The organism is Pseudomonas sp. SDO5591_S426 (genome assembly GCF_054070755.1).
The window spans coordinates 1-15511 of the sequence record NZ_JBSVXD010000002.1 but is presented as its reverse complement, the minus strand read 5'-3'; the positions used below and the strand labels follow the sequence as shown (position 1 = coordinate 15511).

Annotated in this window: 17 protein-coding genes and 1 tRNA gene; 12 read left to right on the top strand and 6 right to left on the bottom strand. The window is 58.8% G+C overall.

The features are described 5' to 3' along the window. The first annotated feature begins 62 nt into the window (after nucleotides 1–62). From ACW9JC_RS00710 to ACW9JC_RS00675, 8 genes are all read left to right on the top strand, one after another. The gene (locus ACW9JC_RS00710; RefSeq protein WP_457452930.1) at nucleotides 63–491 is read left to right on the top strand and encodes a hypothetical protein; all 429 of its coding nucleotides are present in this window, start codon (nucleotides 63–65) and stop codon (nucleotides 489–491) included. A gap of 53 nt (nucleotides 492–544) precedes the next feature. Next, entirely contained in the window at nucleotides 545–1147 is a 603-nt protein-coding gene (locus ACW9JC_RS00705; protein WP_457452929.1) for a tail assembly protein, read from the top strand. Continuing rightward, complete coding sequence (locus ACW9JC_RS00700) at nucleotides 1144–4353, top strand: host specificity protein J (protein ID WP_457452927.1); 3210 nt, start codon at nucleotides 1144–1146, stop codon at nucleotides 4351–4353. The genes ACW9JC_RS00705 and ACW9JC_RS00700 overlap by 4 nt, the downstream gene beginning before the upstream one ends. A 3-nt stretch (nucleotides 4354–4356) precedes the next feature. Then, nucleotides 4357–5382: a hypothetical protein gene (locus ACW9JC_RS00695; RefSeq protein ID WP_457452926.1), complete on the top strand. Its 1026-nt coding sequence runs from the start codon at nucleotides 4357–4359 to the stop codon at nucleotides 5380–5382. Further along, nucleotides 5383–5898, top strand: coding sequence for a hypothetical protein (locus ACW9JC_RS00690; RefSeq protein WP_457452925.1), 516 nt, complete (start codon nucleotides 5383–5385; stop codon nucleotides 5896–5898). It begins immediately after the preceding gene. Between the two features lie 60 nt (nucleotides 5899–5958). Continuing rightward, nucleotides 5959–6384, top strand: a complete 426-nt coding sequence (locus ACW9JC_RS00685) for a cell wall hydrolase (protein WP_457452924.1) — start codon at nucleotides 5959–5961, stop codon at nucleotides 6382–6384. Next, nucleotides 6381–6902, top strand: coding sequence for a DUF2514 family protein (locus tag ACW9JC_RS00680; protein WP_457452923.1), 522 nt, complete (start codon nucleotides 6381–6383; stop codon nucleotides 6900–6902). The genes ACW9JC_RS00685 and ACW9JC_RS00680 overlap by 4 nt, the downstream gene beginning before the upstream one ends. Before the next feature lie 92 nt (nucleotides 6903–6994). Next, nucleotides 6995–7336, top strand: a complete 342-nt coding sequence (locus ACW9JC_RS00675; RefSeq protein ID WP_457452921.1) for a hypothetical protein — start codon at nucleotides 6995–6997, stop codon at nucleotides 7334–7336. Nucleotides 7337–7357: 21 nt separating this feature from the next. On the opposite strand, the gene ACW9JC_RS00670 is transcribed toward ACW9JC_RS00675, so the two are convergent. The 3 genes from ACW9JC_RS00670 to ACW9JC_RS00660 all read right to left on the bottom strand — a co-directional run bounded on the left by ACW9JC_RS00670 (nucleotide 7358) and on the right by ACW9JC_RS00660 (nucleotide 8284). Continuing rightward, the gene (locus tag ACW9JC_RS00670; RefSeq protein WP_457452919.1) at nucleotides 7358–7702 is read right to left on the bottom strand and encodes a hypothetical protein; all 345 of its coding nucleotides are present in this window, start codon (nucleotides 7700–7702) and stop codon (nucleotides 7358–7360) included. Nucleotides 7703–7781: 79 nt separating this feature from the next. Beyond that, nucleotides 7782–7991, bottom strand: coding sequence for a hypothetical protein (locus tag ACW9JC_RS00665; RefSeq protein WP_457452918.1), 210 nt, complete (start codon nucleotides 7989–7991; stop codon nucleotides 7782–7784). A 205-nt stretch (nucleotides 7992–8196) separates the two neighbouring features. Further along, a tRNA-Ser gene (locus tag ACW9JC_RS00660) sits at nucleotides 8197–8284 on the bottom strand. Between the two features lie 123 nt (nucleotides 8285–8407). Between ACW9JC_RS00660 and ACW9JC_RS00655 the strand changes: the two genes are divergently transcribed. Next, nucleotides 8408–9079 (top strand): Bax inhibitor-1/YccA family protein, encoded by a 672-nt coding sequence (locus ACW9JC_RS00655; RefSeq protein WP_338581136.1) that lies wholly within the window; start codon nucleotides 8408–8410, stop codon nucleotides 9077–9079. Nucleotides 9080–9144: 65 nt separating this feature from the next. On the opposite strand, the gene ACW9JC_RS00650 is transcribed toward ACW9JC_RS00655, so the two are convergent. Continuing rightward, nucleotides 9145–9582: an Lrp/AsnC family transcriptional regulator gene (locus tag ACW9JC_RS00650; protein ID WP_272602465.1), complete on the bottom strand. Its 438-nt coding sequence runs from the start codon at nucleotides 9580–9582 to the stop codon at nucleotides 9145–9147. Between the two features lie 136 nt (nucleotides 9583–9718). On the opposite strand from ACW9JC_RS00650, the gene ACW9JC_RS00645 reads away from it, so the two are divergent. Further along, nucleotides 9719–10612 (top strand): DMT family transporter, encoded by an 894-nt coding sequence (locus ACW9JC_RS00645; RefSeq protein ID WP_457452917.1) that lies wholly within the window; start codon nucleotides 9719–9721, stop codon nucleotides 10610–10612. Nucleotide 10613: 1 nt separating this feature from the next. On the opposite strand, the gene ACW9JC_RS00640 is transcribed toward ACW9JC_RS00645, so the two are convergent. Both ACW9JC_RS00640 and ACW9JC_RS00635 read right to left on the bottom strand, forming a co-directional pair. Then, nucleotides 10614–11594 carry an FUSC family protein gene (locus tag ACW9JC_RS00640; RefSeq protein WP_457453088.1) on the bottom strand — a complete coding sequence of 327 codons (981 nt, stop codon included), beginning with the start codon at nucleotides 11592–11594 and terminating at the stop codon, nucleotides 10614–10616. Nucleotides 11595–11698: 104 nt separating this feature from the next. After that, nucleotides 11699–13324 (bottom strand): NADP-dependent glyceraldehyde-3-phosphate dehydrogenase, encoded by a 1626-nt coding sequence (locus ACW9JC_RS00635; protein WP_457452915.1) that lies wholly within the window; start codon nucleotides 13322–13324, stop codon nucleotides 11699–11701. A 257-nt stretch (nucleotides 13325–13581) separates the two neighbouring features. On the opposite strand from ACW9JC_RS00635, the gene ACW9JC_RS00630 reads away from it, so the two are divergent. Both ACW9JC_RS00630 and ACW9JC_RS00625 read left to right on the top strand, forming a co-directional pair. Continuing rightward, nucleotides 13582–14469 (top strand): Dyp-type peroxidase, encoded by an 888-nt coding sequence (locus tag ACW9JC_RS00630; protein WP_457452913.1) that lies wholly within the window; start codon nucleotides 13582–13584, stop codon nucleotides 14467–14469. Between the two features lie 16 nt (nucleotides 14470–14485). Further along, nucleotides 14486–15454 (top strand): Gfo/Idh/MocA family protein, encoded by a 969-nt coding sequence (locus ACW9JC_RS00625; RefSeq protein ID WP_457452912.1) that lies wholly within the window; start codon nucleotides 14486–14488, stop codon nucleotides 15452–15454. The last annotated feature ends 57 nt before the right edge of the window (nucleotides 15455–15511 follow it).

Genomic DNA, 15511 nt, shown 5'->3' with positions numbered 1-15511 from the left:
AGGCTTTCGTGTTGCTTCCTCGTTGGTGATAAAGTCTTGCGATATCTCAACGAGGGAACGACATGAAACTGTTCTTAGGGGCTTTGGCGCTGATCGCGCTTGCGGGATGCGCAACCTCACCGACTCCACCTAACAGGGCGGAAAATGTGCCAGCCGATGAGCTATATGGCTTTCAGGAGAAAAGCCCGGAGAATTCTGAGAAGATTTCAGTCATCCGCGACACCGGGTTTACTGGCTCTGGCTGTGATGTCTTGGTCTATATCGATGGTAAGCGAGCGGGCAAAATTGGTCCTGGAGAGAAAGCGAGTTTTTATGTTCAGCCTGGAATCATAAACCTGGGATCAGGCCCTTCGGGTTCTGGATTATGCGGGGGGGCCGCAATCAAGACGATCACCGCGAATATCCACGCCAAACAAGAGAGTCTCTTCAGATTAAATGGAGACATACAAGGGTTTTACTTAGCGCCATATGTCGATTACGAGGGCAGATAGCTCTCCAATTAAACCACCGCCTCCGGGCGGTTTTTTATTGCCCGGAGATAAGTATGAATGCCGCCAACAACAAGGCTATGACCCTGATTTTGCTATCTGGCAGTTTGGCTAAGGCTTTCGGCCGTCAACACTTTCGCCAGCTCGAAACCGGCACCACCACTGAGGGTTTCAGCGCACTGAAACACACTATTCCTGGTTTCGAGGATTTTATTCGCGAATCTGCGCGCCGCGGCGTTCGGTATGCAATTTTCCGCAATCGCGAGAATGTCGGTGAAGACAGGTTCACCATGAGCGGGACGACTGAGATCCGAATTGTCCCGGTAATCTCAGGCAGCAAAAGTGGCGGACTGCTCCAGACCATAGTGGGAGTTGCGCTTATCGTAGTTGGCTCGTTCACCTCTTGGGCTGGTGGCGCCGCGCTGGTCAGTGTAGGTATCGGGATGGTCGCTGGCGGCGTACTGCAGATGTTGTCCCCTGTGCCAAAAGCCGCAAGCCAGCAAGAGCAAGCAGCCTCAGAAAACAAACCGAGCTACCTCTTCAACGGCGCCTTCAACTCAACGCAGCAAGGTCTCCCCGTTCCCATCGTTTACGGCAAGATGCTGGTCGGCTCCAGCGTCGTTTCGGTCGGCACCTGGGCGGAGGCTATTCCTGTATGAGTGAAGTCATTGTCGGCAGAAAGGGTGGTGGCAAGGGCGGTGGAGGTGGCGGCGGTTCTTCGAGGGCAGCTGTAGAAGCCCCGGACAGCATCCGTTCAAGCCAGCACGTCCGTATTCTGCACGTGATATCGGAGGGGCCGATTGCCGGCGTGCTGGGCGGCCCGATGGGCACCTATTTTGATGACGTTCCGCTTCAGAACCCGGACGGCAGCTACAACTTTGCGAGCGTGGGGCTGGATAACCGCAATGGCACGCAGGGCCAGGCTTACATGCCGATCACCGGCCTGGAAGCTGAGCAGACCGTCGGCGTCGAGATGAAGGCTGGCGCTGCCATTGAGCGCGCCATTACTGACACAGACGTCGACGCCACGCGAATCACCATCAGCGTTCCGCAACTGTCAGAGCAAAATATCCAGAACGGTGACACCAACGGCTCCACGGTCAGCTTCCGCCTGGAGGGCAAGCTCGGCACCAGTGCGTGGTTTCCGCTCTGCGCTGACCTGACGATCACCGGCAAGACCATGAGTCGCACGCAGTTCTCCTATTACGTGCGTCTTCCGGCTTCTGGCGGCCTGCCGCGCTACGTTCGTGCGACGCGCCTGTCTGCCGACTCGGGCTCTGCGGCGATCCAGAACCGCACCTTCTTCGACAGCTATACCCTGTTGTGGGATGAAAAGTTTCGCTATCCGAATACGGCGCTGATTGGCATCTCGCTCGATGCGCAGCAGTTCTCCAGCATTCCGCGCATGTCGTTCATGGTCAAAGGCATGCTGGTTCTGGTGCCGAGCAACTACAACGCCGTCACTCGCCAATACATCGGTTCTTGGAATGGCACGTTCTATCGCACCTGGACCGATAACCCGGCCTGGATCTGGTACGACATGCTGACCAACACCCGCTACGGGCTGGGTGGTTTGCTCGATTCAGCCTTGATCGACAAGTACTCGCTGTACAGCATTGCGCAGTACTGCGACGTGATGGTCCCGAACGGATACGGTGGCACTGAGCCGCGCTTTACCTGCAACCTGGCACTGACCACGCAACAGGACGCCTGGAAACTGGTCAACGACATGGTGTCGGTGTTCCGTGCGATCTGCTTCTGGGCGGGTGGAACGCTGACCGCTGTGCAGGACGCGCCGCGCTCCAGTCGTTACCTGTTCAACAACTCCAACGTGGTCGGCGGCGATTTCAACTATCAGTCGGTGGCTTCGGATCAGCGCTACAACGTCGCGGCCGTCACCTGGAACGACCCGCTGCAACAGTACAAGCAGTCGGTCGAGATCGTTGAACGCCCTGAGCTTATCGCCAAATGGGGGCGCATCCAGCAAAGCGATGTGGTCGCCATCGGCTGCACGTCGCGCGGGCAAGCCCGTCGCCTGGGGCGCTGGTTGTTGTACGCCGAAAGCGAAGCGGTGACGTTTGCCGTCGGCGCGGACGGCGCGATCCCATTGCCAGGCGACATCGTCGATGTTGCCGATGCGAACCGGGCTGGCGCGCGCAACGGCGGTCGACTGTTGCCGGGCAGCACGGCGTCGAACCTGCTGTTGGATGCGCCAATCGGCTTGGCCGGTGCAGGTGTCGTCAGCCTCATCACGGCTAATGGCTCGTATGCGAGCGCATCTGTCACAGTTGGGGCGGGGGCAACGTCAATCGCCGTTTCGCCACCGCTGGCCGCCGATCCACTCGCTTCGACGCCGTGGGCGTTCTCGACGGCCGCACTGGAAACGCAGAAGTTCCGCATTGTCGGCGTCAGCGAAGGGGATGACGGTACTTACGCGATCAGCGCTGTGGCGTATGACCCGGACAAGTTCGATCAAGTCGAATTTGGTACGCCTGACGTCGACAATCCGACCAGCATCGTCAACCTCGGCGCCCCGGCTGCCGTCGGTCAGATGACATTCACTGAGTCGCTGTATGACACCGGCACCGGATTGGCGGCAGCACGACTCACGGTGAGCTGGACGCCACCTGCCCGGGCGATGCGCTACCAGATCGAAGTCATGAGACCCGGTGGCAACTGGGAGTATTTCGCCGAGATCTCGACGCCGACGGTTGATTTCGATTCGGCATCCTCCGGCTTGTGGTCAGTTCGAATTGCGCCGAAATCCGTGCTGGGACTTGCTGGTCCGGCTTCGTTGCAGACCTACAATGCCCAGGCTCTTCTGGCGCCGCCGACAGCACTGACGGGCTTACGCCTGGACGTGATCAACAGCGTGGCCACGTTGGCCTGGGACCCAGTTCCAGAGCTCGACGTGAAGCTGGGTGGCAGCATCTCCATCCGTCACTCGCGCAACACATCAGCCAACTGGGATGCGGCCTTGCCTCTGACCGATGCGGCGGGGCGCTCGACTTCGGCGGTGGTGGCGTTGCTACCCGGCAAGTACCTTGCCCGCGCCGTCGACTCATCAGGGGTTGGCGGGCCTGTGACTGAAGTCTGGTCAGATGCACAGGTGCCTCTACCGGCAAACGTTGTGCTGTCGCTCGCCGAGTCGCCGGCCTTCCCGGGTGTCGCCATCAACGCATCGGCTTCTGGCGGATTGCTGAAAATGGGCGGTTCCGGAGCTTTCGACGACATCTTTGATCTCGACGGATGGCTGGGTGAAGTCGACAAATTCGGTGGCTCGTTGCTGGCGTTTACCTACAGCTTTGCGGCGCCCGCCGATCTTGGCTACGTCTATGACTGTCGCCTGACAGCCGATGTGGCGGCGGCGCTGTACGACGACGGGACTTACATCGACACGCTTGCCGACTTTGACACAATTGAAAGCATTGATGGCGATCCACCGAACGGAGCCATGTTGTCGCTGTGGGTGCGCACCTCGGATGTATCGCCGGCGGTGTGGTCGGCTTGGAAGCCGTTTGTTGTGGGGGATTACCGGGCTCGGCAGTTCGACTTCCAGCTGCGTGGCTCGGTAGAGAAAACCTCAAACTGGATCGACGTCTCGAAGCTCGAAGTAGTGATCGATATGCCTGATCGCATCGATAGCGGGAATGACATCCCGGTACCAGTCGGTGGACTGGCCATTACCTACAGCCCGCCATTCAACGCCTCACCCGCTGTGAGCCTGACCGCGCAAAGCCTGGCCACAGGCGACTACTTCGATGTGTCCGCCAAGACCGCCAACGGTTTCACGGTATTCATCCGCAACTCCAGTGGGGTCGCCGTATCAGGCCGCACGATTGACTACATCTCCAAGGGGTACTGATTTATGTCGCAGCACGATATGGACGTTGCAAACGGTCCAGGGTTGACGGTTCGCACGGATATGAATGCTGCTCTGCAGGCGCTCGCGTCTCTGAGTAGCGGAGCGGGGGCGCCAAACCCTACGTTTCCATGCCAACCATGGGCAGACACGGGGACGGGGCGCCAGAAGCGGCGCAATAGCGCCAATACGTTATGGCTTGATGTCGGACCTCTGGATTTGTCACTTCCGACCCAGTTGGTCACGCAGGACGCTACGGCCTTCACATCGGCGGGCACGGCGCCTTCTTTCACTATCACGCCATTTGTCGCGATAACTGCGTATGTGGCTAACCAGAGATTTCGCGTTAAGTTTCACGCTTCAGGATCTGGCGCGAACACGCTTAGTGTTTCCGGGCTGAGCGCAAAGAGCCTCAAACAGTACGATGCGACAGGCGTAAAAATCACGGCCGTAATCGCATTAGGTCAGCTCTCCGACGTTGAATACGACGGCACGGATATGGTCCTTCTCGACCCTTTACCAGTAGCCAGTAGCGATGCGTGGATGTACATGCCGATCGGCGTGCCGATTCCGGTGTTTGATCACATGGCTGGCGTCAGTGTCCCGTCGACGACGAGCCCAAATTATCGCTACATCAAGCTCACGGCGGCCGATGCGTTCAATACCGGGGTTCTGGTCTCCGAAAGTGTTACCGGATCGGTGCCGCTGGTGCTTGCCACGGCGGTTATCAGCCTGGCAGGAAGCCCAGTCAACGGCCTGACGGTCTCTCTGATCAATACTGAGCGTCGAGCATTGCGAGCTGGTTCTGCGGGCACCCTTGAAAACGACCAAATGCAGGGGCACGTGCACAGCCGAGGCATCGGCTCCACTGCGAACATCGACGTGCAGAACTCCGCCACCCCCAATCGGTACTCCACCAATCCGTCTGACACAGGCGCAGCAGCGAACGATGGCACTAACGGTACACCCCGTATCGGTCTGGAAACCCGCAGCAAGAACATCGGGGCCACTTACTACATGAGGATCAAATAGATGTGGTATGCCTCCTTTAACCAAGCAGGAACTGACCCGATCGAGGGCGGAATTGAGATCACTGAAGCCCAATACATTGAGGCTGTTGACGGACTGACCAACGGACTGGAGGTCACCATTACGAATGGATTTCACGTCGGTCCGATAGTGCCGCCACCACCACCCGAGCCAGAGCCACCTACCGAGGCAGAGATTCTGGCGGCGCAAAGTGCCAAGCTGCAGGGCTTTGTCCAGTTGGCATCTGCGCAAAAAACTGCTCTTACCAACCGTATCAGCGACCTTGAAAGCGCCATCGAAAACATCGGGGTGGAAGGGCAAGAGGAGTTTGCTGCCACTCCCGATGAGCAGGCTGAATATCCGCTACGAAAAGCCCAACTGACGAAGTGGAAAAACTACTCAATTCTTCTCGGTCGTGTAACCGCGCAGTCTGGTTGGTATTCCCAGGTGACTTGGCCCACCCAGCCAACCAGTGGAATGGATCTCTCGGTCTCTGCTTCAGCACTGCCTACCGCCTGACAAACAAAGCCACTCAAAAGCCGGCGAAGTAGCCGGTATTTTTTTGCCTGGAGAAATGTGATGACCGTAATTGATAAAGACCGCGACGTACTCGCCCGAACGCTGTGGGGTGAGGCGCGCGGCGAAGGTGTGAGCGGCCAGATCGCGGCGGCCTGGACCATCCGCAACCGGGTGAATGATGGAAAGGATAAGTCGTGGTGGGGGGAGGGCTACACAGGTGTGTGCCAGAAGCCGTACCAGTTCAGCTGCTGGAACAAGACAGACCCGAACTACCAGTTTCTGATCGGCGTGAAGCAGATCCCGTTCCGCGAGTTGGCACAGGCACGGATTGCCGCTGACCAGGTGATCGACGGCAAGGTGCCGGATCCCACCGGTGGTGCCACGCATTACTACGCGATCGCCATGAAAACACCGCCAGGCTGGGCCGCGAAGGCGAAACAGACCCTGAGGCTGGGCGGCCATGTCTTCTTCAAGGATGTGCCATGAAACCATTCTGGCTGCGAATCCTACCCTTCATGGCGGCGATCGCGCTTCTGACTGCTGCTCTGTTCGGAGCCTATCACCACGGCGTGTCCGTCACGGACGTCAAATGGCAGATCGATTGGAATGCCCGTGATGCCCGTGACGCCGAGGCGAAAAAGCTCAACGAAGCTACCGAGCGAACCCGGGAGCAGGCCTACCAACAATCAATCAACAAGGCGGTTCAAGATGGCCAACAGATCATTGATCAAGTCACGGCTGATGCTGCCGCTGCTCGCGCTTCTGCTGACGGCCTGCGCGGCGCAGCCGACAACCTTGCCAGTCGACTCGCAGCCAGTGAAGCCCGCGGCAATTCCTGCACTGCCGCCGCAAGCAAGGCAGCTGCCCGCGCCGCAATGGTGCTTGCCGACGTGCTCAAGCGCGCTGATGAAAGAGCGGGCGACATGGCTGCAGTTGCTGACCAAGCCCGAGCAAGGGGAATGACCTGTGAACATGCGTACGACGGGTTGGTTGATATCCCGTGAACAATACGCTGCTAGTCCGCTGGCGTGAGGTTGATTAGGCGGCGCAAGGTCGGTATAGAGGAAGGACTTTTCCCCAAGGATAGGCTTACAGAATGAAGCAAACAAAATTGCTGGTCACCGCTTTCAGTATTTTGGGTTTGGTCGGTTGCACTTCCGCGCAGATGGTGTCTTCACCAAACTCTGGCTCAGCGTATGCGCCGGTGAACGAAGGTTCGAGAGCCGGGCTCGTCAAGTATTTGAATGATGGCGCTGATTTTGTGCGCAAGCAGCGCCGCGAGGATGCTTATAAGCAGATGCATGATGCTTGCAACGGCCAATACAAAATTGATGCGGAGGGCGCAAACGCGGAGGGCGGATCAGTCATAAATTCGGGCTCCAGTAGTTTTTGGATGCAATCAAACTACTGGTACATTCAGTTTTCATGTGTCCGATGAAGGTATGTACCGCCCCCAGAGTTAGATGATTGTTTTTGGTTGGGCTATCAGACCGTCCAGTATTCCCCGTAGCCTCTCAGCTTCGCGCTGATGCCCTCTTGCCGATATCTCCAAATCGTAAAGTTGCTTTCGTAGCTTGGCCGATTCACCGGATCGCTCCCGCAAATTCGCCATGGCTTCATCACGCTGACTGATCGCTTCGGTATGCATCTCGACCAGCGTGTTAATTTTCTCCCGAGCCTGGCGCAGCTGCAGGGTCAGTTCCTGGACTTCATTCTCGTAGATGCGCAAGGAGTGCCGGCAGGTTTCGAGAGGCGTCGGGCTGCCGAGCCAGTAGTCGGTGTCTTCTAGTTCATAGCGGTCCATTTTGCGCCTTACCAATACTGTTTGGATATACAGCAATCGAGGCGAGAGGTTTCGGCGAGGATCCCGCGACGAAATGTTTTCACTCCGGCGTCATCATGACGGCGAGCGTCATCTTGATGAATTCTTCGTTCCGGTCGATCGCTTCTAGCGCGCCGCGCACGTTTTCGGCAACCTCGGCTGCACCGCGCTGCTCGACCCAATTGGAAAGCTCCATGATGGCAGCCTCCAGGGCGAGCTGATTTTCGTTGATTTTGAATAGCAGGGAAGGGAGTAAATCTGAATTTGGCATGGCGAATCCTCGGTTATGAGGTCAGCGTAGCACCGCGTTACATGAAGGATTTTTAACGGTCGGCAGGACGCCGGAAGAAGGGGGATGGAGGCCTAGTTATGGAACACTTCCAAAATAGTTATGGAACACTTGCCTGCTGTCGAGATTCCGGCCAAACCCCAGAAACGACAAAGCCCTGAATAATCAGGGCTTTGTCGTATAAAGATGGCGGAGGCGATGGGATTCGAACTCATGGACCTGTTACAGTCGACGGTTTTCAAGACCGTTGCCTTAAACCACTCGGCCACACCTCCGTTTGCGTTGCGGGCGCCATAATACCTGAATGAAACACACTGTCAAACTCTCTGCATAGCTTGTTACAGAGCGTCTGTTATTATCTTTGCGACTGAACGTTTCAAACCAACAGGAGTGTCGCCATGCGCGAACAGGATTACGCAGTTAATAACAGCTTGCAGGCTGAGCAGCTAGAGGTTAGCCGCGTCCTGCGCAACACATACGGCTTGCTCGCACTCACCCTCGCATTCAGCGGTGTGATGGCCTTCGTTGCTCAGCAGATGCGCGTCGGTTACCCGAACATCTTCGTGGTGCTGATCGGCTTCTATGGCCTTTTCTTCCTCACCAACAAACTCCGTGATTCCGCGTGGGGCCTGGTGTCGGCATTTGCCCTGACCGGTTTCATGGGTTTCCTGCTCGGCCCGATCCTCAACCGTTACCTGGGTATGCAGGGCGGCGCTGAAGTGGTCAGCTCGGCCTTTGCGATGACGGCACTGGTGTTCGGTGGCCTGTCGGCCTACGTGCTGATCACCCGCAAGGACATGAGCTTCCTCGGCGGTTTCATCACCGCAGGCTTCTTTGTCCTGCTGGGCGCGACGCTGGCGAGCTTCTTCTTCCAGATCAGCGGCCTGCAACTGGCGATCAGCGCAGGTTTCGTGCTGTTCTCCTCGGTCTGCATTCTGTTCCAGACCAGCGCCATCATTCATGGCGGCGAGCGCAACTACATCATGGCGACCATCAGCCTGTATGTATCGATCTACAACCTGTTCATCAGCTTGTTGCAGCTGTTCGGCATCATGAGCCGCGATGATTAATCGTCGGCAATGAGTAAAAAACCCGCTTCGGCGGGTTTTTTCTTGCCTGCGATTTGGCCGCGCGATCACGCCATCGGCGGCAATCGGCGCTTGACCGGGGTTTTCTTGACGATCGCGGTGTTGGTTTCCGCGTGGGTGTTGAGGCGATCGAGCAGGGTGTCCAGTTGTTCCATCGAGCGCACGTGCAGGCGGGCGATGAAACAGTCGTCGCCAGTCACCTTGTCGCACTCGGTGAATTCGGGAATGGCCATGATCTGCCGTTCGACCTCCTGCAACTGGCCTGGTAGCGGGCGAACGCGCACGATGGCCTGGAGTTGGTAGCCGAAGCATTTCGGGTCGATTTCCACGGTGTAGCCCTTGAGCACGCCGCGTTCTTCGAGGCGACGCAGGCGTTCGGCGACGCTGGGCGAAGACAGGCCGCTGATTTGCGCCAGGGCCTTGAGCGAACGTCGCGAGTCTTCCATCAATGCCGTGATCAGCACTTGGTCGATATCATCGGTCATGGCCAAAACCTCAATTAGGCAGTTTTTCAAAATTGCCTTCGCATTAAAGGCAGATTCCGAGTTTAGCCTGCTTTTTGCGCTGGAGAAGCCCCAAGGCTGATCGGCATAATTTGCCCATCAACAAAGGAGTCTGAAGATGGACAACACAATACGTCGCGGCTCGTTCGAAATGACCGCCGCCATGCTGATCTCCGGAACCATCGGCTGGTTTGTGCTGGTGTCCGGGCAACCGGTGCTGGACGTGGTGTTCTGGCGCTGCCTGTTCGGTGCTGGCACGCTGCTGCTGATTTGCGCGGTATTCGGCTTCCTGCGCCCCGACATTCTGACCCGTACCACGTTCCTGTTGGCCGTGCTCAGCGGGGTGGCGATTGTTGGCAACTGGGTGCTGTTGTTCGCGTCCTATTCTCGCGCCTCGATTGCCATCGGCACCGCGGTCTACAACGTTCAGCCGTTCATGCTGGTGGGTCTGGCCGCGGTGTTTCTCAACGAGAAGATCACCTTGCAGAAAATGGCGTGGCTGGGTGTCTCGTTTCTCGGGATGCTGGCGATTGTCAGCGCCCATGGCGGGCAGGGCGAGAGCGGCAGCGAGTACTTGCTGGGTATTGCTTTGGCACTGGGCGCTGCGTTCCTTTATGCGATAGCCGCGTTGATCATCAAGCGCCTGACCGGCACGCCGCCGCATCTGATCGCGTTGATCCAGGTCAGCACAGGCGTGCTGTTGCTCGCGCCGTTCGCGCACTTTTCAGCGCTGCCGCAAGCGCCGAGTGCCTGGGCCAGCCTGATCACGCTGGGTATCGTGCACACGGGCGTGATGTATGTGCTGCTGTACGGCGCGATCCAGAAACTGCCGACGGCGCTGACCGGCGCGCTGTCGTTCATTTATCCGATCGCAGCGATTTTCGTCGACTGGTTTGCCTTCGGCCATCGTCTGGAACCACTGCAATGGCTCGGGGTTGCCGCGATTCTGCTGGCGGCTGCGGGCATGCAGCAGGGCTGGAGCCTGAAGTTTCGGCGCACGGTAACGCAATAAGTCAGATGTTCCAGCGCGGCGCAGTTTTGGCCAGGCGCTGGCGCATCTCGCCAATGTTCGCGGCCAGTTGTTGAGTCAACAAACGGTAACCGTCGAGGGCGTTGTAGACCGGAGCATCGAGGCTGACGATCGGCAACTCCATGGGGCGATTCAAGCGATGGACGACGCCGGTCTTCAGCGCCCGGGCCATGCCAATCAGTTGCACGTGGATCAGCCGGTGCTCTGCTTTCAATGCCGAGCGCAGGCGAGCCACGGTCTCGGGGTCACTGGTATCCGGTCGGGCATTGGCAAGAATCTCCAGCGTACTGACACACAGGCGTAGCTGACGCTGAATGGCGTCGAGTTCGTTCATGGAAATCTTCACCTCCTTGGATACCGATGGCATCAGCGAACGCAGTTGCACCATCACGGCATTCAGGCGCCCCATGAGTTTGAGGTGTTCGTCAGCGGTGACGGGTTGGCCGTTGATAATGCGCCCATAGATTGTCGCGCAATCACGCAGGGCGTCAGCCAGGTTGTAGCGCCAGGAATAAACCGCATACAGCGGCAGCGCGAAGGAAAACGCCAATGCCAGAGCGATACCGATCAGGATATCCACCCCGCGCCACAACCCGTCAGCGACTGGATTGTCACCGTGCCCAGCGACGATAAATACGGTAATTCCCGCCAGCAACGCGGTGTATCCACCTTTGCCGATGGCGTGGTACGAGAAAAAACCGCACACCACGGCCATCGCGAAATAGGTCAGCCACGGCATGCCGAGCCAGGATTGCTGGACCACCAGAACAAGTCCGACAGCCGCTCCAACCAGGGTTCCGATGGCCCGTTCCGCAGCTTTTTTGCCGATGTTGCCGTGATGCTGCAAGCCGCCGATCACCACCAGCATCGTCACCGACGCCCATTCACCGTGAGGCAGGTTGATGCCGGTGGTCAGCGCGATCGACGCCAATAACCCGAGCGACACACGCACCGCATGGATCATCCGCGCATGGCGATAGCGCCGGTACGGGTCCAGCAACGGACGCAGTAACCGGCGCAGTAGCGGTGGCAGGCGAAGCGCGGTGGATGTGCTCAGGTTTGCGCTCCTCAGAAGATGTAGTCAGTGGTCAGGAAGCTCGAACTGCGGCCGCTGATGATCTCGCTGATCAGATCCTTGTTGGTCTCCTGGAATTTGGTTGCCACCAACGTGCGGATCGAAAACACCCGCAAGGCGTCATGCACCGACAAGGTGCCCTCGGCGGAGTTTTTGCGGCCGTTGAACGGATACGTGTCGGGGCCGCGCTGGCACTGGGCGTTGAGATTGATGCGCCCGACCTGGTTGGCAAAGGTGTCGACCAGGCGGCCAACCGCGACCGGGTTGGTGCCGAAGATGCTCAGTTGCTGGCCGAAGTCCGATTCCAGGACGTAATCGATCACCGTGTCCAGATGCCGGTAGGGCACGATCGGCACCACCGGGCCGAATTGTTCTTCCTGATAGACGCGCATCTGCGGCGTCACCGGATACAGCACGGCGGGGTAGAAGAACGATGCGCGAGCCTCGCCGCCATTGGGGTTCACCACTTTCGCCCCTTTGCCGACGGCGTCGGCCACCAGCGAATGCAGATAATCGACCTTGCCCGATTCCGGCAGCGGCGTCAGGGCCACGCCACTTTCCCACGGCATGCCCGGTTTGAGGGTGGCGAGTTTGGCGTTGAATTTCTCGATGAACGCATCGACCACATCTTCATGGACGAAGAGGATTTTCAGCGCGGTGCAGCGCTGGCCGTTGAATGACAGGGAGCCGGTAACGGCTTCGTTCACGGCGTTGTCCAGATCCACTTCCGGGAGGACGATGCCGGGGTTCTTCGCATCCAGCCCCAGCGCGGCACGCAAGCGGTGCGGACGTGGATGCAGTTTTTTCAGGTCACTGGCGGCTTTGTTGGTGCCGATAAACGCAAAGATGTCGATATTGCCGCTGGCCATCAGCGCGCTGACCGTTTCGCGACCGCTGCCGTAGATCACGTTGATCACCCCGGCCGGGAAGCTGTCGCGGAAGGCTTCCAGCAATGGGCGAATCAACAGCACGCCGAGTTTCGCCGGTTTGAACACCACGGTGTTGCCCATGATCAGCGCCGGAATCAGCGTGGTGAAGGTTTCGTTCAACGGATAGTTGTAAGGCCCCATGCACAGCGCTACGCCCATCGGTACGCGGCGGATCTGGCCGAGGGTGTCTTGCTCCAGTTCGAAGCGGCTGGAGCGGCGGTCGAGTTCCTTCAGGGCATTGATCGTGTCGACGATGTAATCGCAGGTGCGGTCGAACTCTTTTTCGGAATCCTTGAGGTTCTTGCCGATTTCCCACATCAGCAACTTGACCACCGCCTCGCGTTGCTCACGCATGCGCCCGAGGAAGGTTTCGACGTGCTGGATACGCTCGGCCACGCGCATCGTCGGCCACAAACCCTGGCCGCGATCATAGGCGCGGACGGCGGCGTCGAGAGCGGTCAAGGCGGTTTCGGCGTCAAGCAGCGGCGTGCTGCCGAGGATCACTTGTTCGTCGCCATTCGCGCCGCTCAGGTACACCGGGCTGCGCACTTGGGCGAGGGCGCCGGGCCAGGTTTTCAAGACGCCGTCGACCAGGTATTCGCGTTGCTCGATCTGGCCGTCGAGACGGTATTTTTCCGGGATGCTGCCGGCCTCGGGAAACAGGTTGCCAAGGAGATCTGCTGTGCTCATGTCGCTACCCCGTGTGAAATGTCAGCCGTACGCTGATGGCTTGCCGTTCGGAAATCGCTTCAAAGGTTATACGCCCTAATGACCCGACTTTTTAAGTCAATCGAGCGGCGATGGGCAGAGTAGAGGGGGCAAGGGTTTGGATCTTGTGCCTCAAGCGTAGACCGCTTTAGTCGGTTCTTGAAACGCGACTTTTGACCTTTGAGCACACAACAGCCGGTGCTGCGGTTAAACTTCGCGCTCTTTCTAAAGGAGTTCACATGAGTCACTACCAGCCGGGCATTCTCGCCACCCCTGTTCCGCCTCACGCCCGCCACATGTTCTTTGCTCTCGAATCTGCTGCTGAACTGCCGGCGGCACTCGATAAGTTGATGCATCTGGTGGACGGCAAGTCGGCAGTGGTCGGTTTCGGTGAATCCCTGGTCAAGGCGCTCGATTGCAACATCGAAGGGTTGCGGGTGTTTCCGGCAATGACCGGCGTCGGCATGGACAATCCGTCTACGCAGCAGGCGCTGTGGTGCTGGTTGCACGGCACTGACCGTGGCGAGTTGCTCAATCGCAGCAACGCCTTTGCCGCCGCACTGGCACCGGCGTTGCGCCTGGTGCAGGTGACCGAAGGCTTCCGCCACCGCGATGGCCACGACCTGACCGGCTACGAAGATGGCACCGAGAACCCTCGCGATGAAGCCGCTGCGGCTGCCGCACTGGTTGGCCAGGGCGCTGAAGGCATGATCGGCGGCAGCTTCGCCGCGATCCAGCAATGGCAGCATGACCTCCAGCGCTTTCACGCGATGCCATCCCATGAAACGGACGACATCATGGGTCGCCGCCTGAGCGACAACGAAGAACTCGATGACGCGCCGATCTCCGCCCACGTCAAACGCACCGCCCAGGAAAGTTTCGCACCCGAGGCGTTCGTGGTCCGTCGTTCGATGCCGTGGATCGAAGACGAGCGTGCCGGCCTGATGTTCCTCGCCTTCGGTTTTTCCCTCGACGCCTTCGAAGTTCAGCTGCGGCGCATGAGCGGGCTGGAAGACGGCATCACCGACGGTTTGTACCGCATCAGCCGACCGATCACCGGTGGCTACTACTGGTGTCCGCCGCTGAAGGACGGCCGACTGGATCTGCGTGCACTGCGTATCGGCTAATCATCAAGGAATGACTATGAACGTGGTGCGCTGGGGCATGATCGGTTGCGGCAGCGTTGCCGAGCGCAAGAGCGGGCCGGCCTTCTACAAGGCACCCGGCTCGGCGCTGGTGGCGGTGATGGGGCGGCGGCTGGAGGCAGTCAGCGACTATGCCGCGCGTCACGGCATCGCCCGGGTCTACACCGATGTCGACGCGTTGATCAACGATCCCGAAGTGGACGCGGTGTACATCGCCACGCGGCCCGACAGTCATCACGCTTACGCCCTGAAGGTCGCCGCCGCAGGCAAGCATTGCTGCGTCGAAAAACCGATGTCGCTGAATGCCGGGCTAAGTCGTGAGATGCAAAAAATCTTTGCCGATGCCGGGCTGCACCTGTTCGTTTCCTACTACCGACGTTCACTGCCGCGCTTCCAGCAGGTGCGGCAGTGGCTGGAGCAGGGGCGGATCGGCGAGGTTCGACACCTGACCTGGACACTGACCAAAGCGCCGTCGGCGACGGATCTGCAGGGCGCGGGCAACTGGCGAACCGATCCGGCGATTGCCGGCGGCGGTTACTTCGCCGATCTGGCCAGCCATGGCTTTGACCTCTTCCAGTACCTGCTGGGCGATATTGTCGAAGTCGCCGGCTTCACTGCGCGGCAGGCTGGTTTGTATGCCGCCGAAGATGCCGTCAGTGCCAGTTGGCGGTTTGCCTCGGGAGCGATGGGCATGGGCTGCTGGAATTTCGTTGCCGATCGCCGCGAAGACCGTGTCGAGGTGATCGGTAGCAAAGGCCGGATCAGTTTTTCGGTGTTTGATGAGTATCCGGTTGAGTTGCATGCCGATGAACAGCTCAGCCTGAACATCGACAACCATGCGCACATCCAGTGGCATCACGTGTTGGGCATGAACGCGCATATACGCGGTGAAGCGCAGCATCCGTCGGTGGCTGGGGAAGCGCTGAAAACCGATTGGGTGATGGACCAGATCCTCAAGCGCGGTTAAAGAAAAGATCACAAGATCGCAGCCTTCGGCAGCTCCTACACAGATTGCATTCCTGTA

What these genes read in the sequence shown, in the direction of transcription:
- ACW9JC_RS00710 (WP_457452930.1), top strand. Translation starts at nt 63, where the DNA reads ATGAAACTGTTCTTAGGGGCTTTGGCGCTGATCGCGCTTGCGGGATGC.
- ACW9JC_RS00705 (WP_457452929.1), top strand. Translation starts at nt 545, where the DNA reads ATGAATGCCGCCAACAACAAGGCTATGACCCTGATTTTGCTATCTGGC.
- ACW9JC_RS00700 (WP_457452927.1), top strand. Translation starts at nt 1,144, where the DNA reads ATGAGTGAAGTCATTGTCGGCAGAAAGGGTGGTGGCAAGGGCGGTGGA.
- ACW9JC_RS00695 (WP_457452926.1), top strand. Translation starts at nt 4,357, where the DNA reads ATGTCGCAGCACGATATGGACGTTGCAAACGGTCCAGGGTTGACGGTT.
- ACW9JC_RS00690 (WP_457452925.1), top strand. Translation starts at nt 5,383, where the DNA reads ATGTGGTATGCCTCCTTTAACCAAGCAGGAACTGACCCGATCGAGGGC.
- ACW9JC_RS00685 (WP_457452924.1), top strand. Translation starts at nt 5,959, where the DNA reads ATGACCGTAATTGATAAAGACCGCGACGTACTCGCCCGAACGCTGTGG.
- ACW9JC_RS00680 (WP_457452923.1), top strand. Translation starts at nt 6,381, where the DNA reads ATGAAACCATTCTGGCTGCGAATCCTACCCTTCATGGCGGCGATCGCG.
- ACW9JC_RS00675 (WP_457452921.1), top strand. Translation starts at nt 6,995, where the DNA reads ATGAAGCAAACAAAATTGCTGGTCACCGCTTTCAGTATTTTGGGTTTG.
- ACW9JC_RS00670 (WP_457452919.1), bottom strand. Translation starts at nt 7,702, where the DNA reads ATGGACCGCTATGAACTAGAAGACACCGACTACTGGCTCGGCAGCCCG.
- ACW9JC_RS00665 (WP_457452918.1), bottom strand. Translation starts at nt 7,991, where the DNA reads ATGCCAAATTCAGATTTACTCCCTTCCCTGCTATTCAAAATCAACGAA.
- ACW9JC_RS00655 (WP_338581136.1), top strand. Translation starts at nt 8,408, where the DNA reads ATGCGCGAACAGGATTACGCAGTTAATAACAGCTTGCAGGCTGAGCAG.
- ACW9JC_RS00650 (WP_272602465.1), bottom strand. Translation starts at nt 9,582, where the DNA reads ATGACCGATGATATCGACCAAGTGCTGATCACGGCATTGATGGAAGAC.
- ACW9JC_RS00645 (WP_457452917.1), top strand. Translation starts at nt 9,719, where the DNA reads ATGGACAACACAATACGTCGCGGCTCGTTCGAAATGACCGCCGCCATG.
- ACW9JC_RS00640 (WP_457453088.1), bottom strand. Translation starts at nt 11,594, where the DNA reads ATGATCCATGCGGTGCGTGTGTCGCTCGGGTTATTGGCGTCGATCGCG.
- ACW9JC_RS00635 (WP_457452915.1), bottom strand. Translation starts at nt 13,324, where the DNA reads ATGAGCACAGCAGATCTCCTTGGCAACCTGTTTCCCGAGGCCGGCAGC.
- ACW9JC_RS00630 (WP_457452913.1), top strand. Translation starts at nt 13,582, where the DNA reads ATGAGTCACTACCAGCCGGGCATTCTCGCCACCCCTGTTCCGCCTCAC.
- ACW9JC_RS00625 (WP_457452912.1), top strand. Translation starts at nt 14,486, where the DNA reads ATGAACGTGGTGCGCTGGGGCATGATCGGTTGCGGCAGCGTTGCCGAG.